The 4,577-nt window shown below is 45.5% G+C and carries 4 protein-coding genes; all 4 read right to left on the bottom strand.

Annotation, left to right across the window (positions count from 1 at the left end):
* On the bottom strand, window positions 1–1,391 hold a 1,391-nt coding region (locus Q0668_RS08275; protein WP_298862665.1), incomplete at its 3' end, for a formylglycine-generating enzyme family protein.
* Between the two features lie 240 nt (window positions 1,392–1,631).
* Window positions 1,632–2,606, bottom strand: coding sequence for a Gfo/Idh/MocA family oxidoreductase (locus Q0668_RS08270; protein WP_298862662.1), 975 nt, complete (start codon window positions 2,604–2,606; stop codon window positions 1,632–1,634).
* A gap of 800 nt (window positions 2,607–3,406) precedes the next feature.
* Entirely contained in the window at window positions 3,407–4,129 is a 723-nt protein-coding gene (locus Q0668_RS08265; RefSeq protein ID WP_298862659.1) for a hypothetical protein, read from the bottom strand.
* Between the two features lie 95 nt (window positions 4,130–4,224).
* Complete coding sequence (locus tag Q0668_RS08260; protein ID WP_298862656.1) at window positions 4,225–4,443, bottom strand: hypothetical protein; 219 nt, start codon at window positions 4,441–4,443, stop codon at window positions 4,225–4,227.
* Between the last annotated feature and the right edge of the window lie 134 nt (window positions 4,444–4,577).

Below are 4,577 nucleotides of genomic sequence, written 5' to 3'. Positions count from 1 at the left end.
TAGCTAAAGCCTTTCTCATCTGGCATCTTCGAAAGCTTAAGGCAGAATTCTACTGCGTCATTCCAGCTTACACTTTCAACAGGATTGTCTGGTCCTTTGAATTCGCTGGGATTTGTTCCCATCACTTTTTCATATTGCTGCTGAGTCACTTCATAAACACCAATTTCAAAAGGTTTGGTCAAGATCACCTGATGGACTGGTTTCTCGTTATTCTTTTTCGTTTGAAAAGACGCACCCATCTGAAACTTACCTGCGGGGATTAGCTGGAACTTCATACCTACCGAATTGACTAATTCTTTTTTCCCAACATCACGCCGATTGGTTTTTCCATATCTTTTGAGGACATTCAAATTCAATCCCTGATTCATGGGACCGACTTTCTTCCCCTGTTTTCTGAGGATCTGTCGACTGATTATGTTAACCGTCAGAGGAAAGTCAGTATTAATGATTGCTGAATTGGCCAGCATGGGGGCAGCCTCATTGCTGAAATTGTTGGTCACCAGATAATAAGCTGCCACCAGTTCGAAGTGCTGCCGGACAAGAAATTTTTCGTTCTCGGTCAGATCAGCAATCATCTTTTGAGTCAATTTGCGTTTGTCTGGTTTTTTGAGGAAGATCTGTAATTTTTTGGCGAAAGTAATCCAGGCTGCCGACTCAGTTGCCTTACGTGGATTTTTTTCTAAATCGATCACGGTCTGCATCAGCCGATCGCGTCCCCCATTGTCACCTTGCTGATCAGTGACACAAGTTCCCATCAGAAGCGTGGCGGGTGAGACGCGTGAGAGATTGGGTATCTTCATCAGTGCTTTAGCGGCTTTTACAGGCTCACTGGTTATCATATAATAATGAAACAACTGTTGTTGATAACCGGGGACATTATCAGCATCGACGCTCTTGAAGTAGGCATCAGCTTTACTGTTTGCTGTTTGCTCATCACCAGTATTATGAGCGATGCACCAATTGAGCCACTGGAGAGCCGCGCTCTTATAGTGATCTGTCATTAGAGCCAGGACCTTGTTGGCATCGTCGTACTTACCATACTTTGTCTGAATGTTGACCAGGCAGTTGTAGGAGTTTGTTGAACGTGATTGAAAGGCGTGTACGGCGTGTTTCAAGGCATTTTCAGGATCATTCTGTCGGGCATACCAGTACGCCAGTTGAATTTCCCAGTGAACCATTTTGAGAGATTGACTCGGCAGTTCCAGCATTTTCTTTGAGAGTGCTACCCATTCCTGTTCCTGATTCTGATACAGATAGGCCAGGTGTGAAAAATAGGAGTCATCGTCCGAGATTTTGACCAGTTGTTCTAATACACGCTTAATATTTTCTTGTTCGGTTTTTGGTGCATTAACTTTTTTCTCATATCTGTCTTTAAAGTCATAACGTTTCACTAGTGAGGCCAGGACAAAAACCGAATTGGAATTTTGTTTCTCGACTTCTTGTAATTCTTCCGGCGTGGTGGATTTTGCTTCAATGACTGTCAGATCAAGTCTTAACTATTACAACTGAGGCGCATAACGAATGATTGACTGAATTTGATTCTGCCTAATTTTATCAGGATTTCGATCTATTCTCAAGAAGTCTCTTTAAAAGACCTGGTCTCTTTTCGTCTTTAATCACTATTCTACCAGTTAGACAAACGCATTCAGCTTCTCCATCCAGCGTTGTACCTGCATTGCATCTGAGTAGGTCGCTCCGGTTGGTACTGCTTCCATCTTACGCACAACCCGACAGAAGCAACGCAACTCCTCAGCCATCATGCCGCTGGGTGGGTTGGCACGCACCTCCAACGCCAGAGGCCAGGAGGCTTCATTGTCCCAGACAGACAGCGGTCGCGGGTTAGGTTCAATGCGAGCAGACCAACCCACACCAAACACTTCGGTTCTGTCAAACCCGCGCGGCGGCATTCCTGCGGGAGTTAAATACGAGGCTGCAAACGATGCCACCGGACCATCGTTCCACTTGAGTTGTGCCACAGCCAGATCAATGTCTCCTCTGGCAGTCCGATGAAATTGGGCACTGAAATGATCCGGTTCCGCACAATCGAGTAACACCTGTGTCGCGTACAGATCATGCACCATCGCCGCATGTAATGGGTTTTCGCCCGGAAAGTTCTCAACAATGCTCGCCGGTCTATGTCGTACGCAATCAATATAAGAAATCGAGCCACGTTCGCGGGCCACCTCCCGCAACTCTTGAAACTCGCTGTTAAACAGCACGATGTGCCCCATCATCAGGTTACTGGAATCGAACTGCACCAGGGAAGCCAGGCTTTCCGCTTCTTCCAGACTCTCCGCAATCGGCTTTTCCAAGAGCACCACTTTGTCACGTTCGAGCAGTTCTCGCGCGATAGTTACATGTGACTTGGTCGTAGAGGCGACAACCCACGCTTCTGCGTCAGACTCCTCAATCGCCTGAGTCAGATTCGTCCACCCGGGAACATCGGGAAGTTCTTTGCTGATGGCATCGAGACTCTCCTGCCGACGCGCCACCACCCCGACCAGTTCCGCTTCTGCCAGCCGAGATAACGTCAATGCATGCAATCGCCCAAACCGACCCAGGCCAATGACACCTATTTTCACCGGTTTAAAACTCTTCGCAGCCATCGGTTATCCTCCGGTTTTATTGATTCTTTGCCCGCAGCGAGACGTAGATCGCTTTACAATAAAGAAAATTTGGGCGAATTTTTTGGTCTGTGTTCATACATTTATCAGGAGCGCTCATGAGAAATTCTGGAATCGGATAATAACCAGAAATATGAGCTGATATATGAGCTAAAAAAGGATGCCATAAATAAACGAAAAAGTAAATTTTCTTGATTGAACTTTTTTGCAAAGAGGATGAATAAAACAATAATCAAAAGAGCACACACATTCATTATTTTTCTCGTTAATTCAACGTAGTCAACCAATTTATTTCGGATTGTATAAGTAGCAAAAAATAAGATTGCCACTGAAGGTATCGTATAAATAGCAATTCCAAGTCTCATATCTTTGCTTAGAGCTAAATATAATACAAATAAAATGATACAGGTCTGAGCAATTCCAAGTAGACCTGCATTTTGATAAAATCTTTCAAGTCGGTTCATATAATATTCTAACTATTGATAGACAAAATTTGATTCTGTCTAAATCTATCAGGATTTTTGTCTATTATCAATTGATGCTAAATGGGCTTGTTTTTACAGCCAGGATTGTGTCAGGGAAGACCGACATCACAGCGGATGTTGATCCTCTCCTCTCTATCTGGATCACGCAGTAGACCACTGCTGTTTAAAAATGCATTTGAGAAAACGATTGAGTATATCGAACGAGGGCAAGAGTAACGTTAGTGGTCAACGAGGGCGGGCGAATGACTTTCAAGCAGATGAGAAAGCCCACATCCCGTCCTCCGTGGCATCACATGGTTATTCGCTGGCTGGAGATAGTTGATTTCGGGTTTCGTCAAGTAGTTCATTGGTAATGGTATGGCCGCCATCGAATGGATGCCAATTCGTTGTAATCCCCTTACTCTCAAGCATTCTATGAAGGCGTTCTGAATCCTTGAACGGGAGCACTTCATCGCGTTTGCCATGGGTCAATAGTACTCTAATACCACGTCCAGCTTTGATTGATGAATCGTCAATCGCAAGGGCGGGCGAGTAGAGGATAAGGTGCCGAACCGGAAGCTTTCCATCAGATAGAAGCAAGCTTGAAAGCGTCGCCCCCTGCGAGAAACCACCGACCGCGATCTCGGCGTCAGGATATGATTTCGAGGCGAACCGAACCAGGGCCGCAAGGCGAGCGTGAGCCGTTTCGAGTTCTTGCTCAGTTGTTGCCCAAGCAAGTCCGCCATCATCAATCTCAATGGGTGCGGCGGGAAATACAAACGCGCGCGAGTCGCCACCAATGTAATCAGCGAGGGGCGCGAGATCAGCTTCGGTAGCGCCATAGCCGTGCAGCAGTACCACGATTTGATTGGCGTTTTCGAGCGATGATCCTGAAAGCTGCACCTTCAGTCCACCCCATGGGATGTCGTCATAAGTTTCAACTGTCGAACCCGCCTGGCCTTGGAGCGGAACGCTGTGAGAGTCGGTCGGCTTGGAGCAGCCGATTGCAACTACGCAAAGAAATAAGGCAATCATTCGCATTTCAGGTTCCATTCAGTCGAAAGTCTCGCATCAGCCGCCACTGAACGGCGTAGCCGTGCAGTAGTCAGACTGAAAACGCTTGTAATGCGATTTTTTTATAATCCTATGATATTTTTCTTCGCATTAATAATTAATTCCGCAATTTCTATGTCATGCTCGTTTTCATAATTTACCTCGAGTCCCATACTATCTCGCTGTAAATTGGTTAGGTGACGCGAAATTTTATAGGTATCACCTTTATTGAGTGCAAGTTTGCAAAGCGCTGGAACATATCCGTCATATTCATCGCCCCACTTGTTTTCACCATCATTCACATCAATTGGATCCCAATCTTCCCATAAAATATTCGCGATTTTACTGTGTAGTTCCTTTTCATTTACTCAAATCCCATAACGACTCAAATCACTGCTAGCATCCCGAGCCAATTTCTTTAGCTCATCAATTATAT

Source organism: uncultured Gimesia sp. (genome assembly GCF_937910335.1).
Lineage (GTDB): Bacteria > Planctomycetota > Planctomycetia > Planctomycetales > Planctomycetaceae > Gimesia.
Note: the sequence above shows the minus strand (reverse complement) of the source record. Positions and strands in the feature narration are given on the sequence as shown.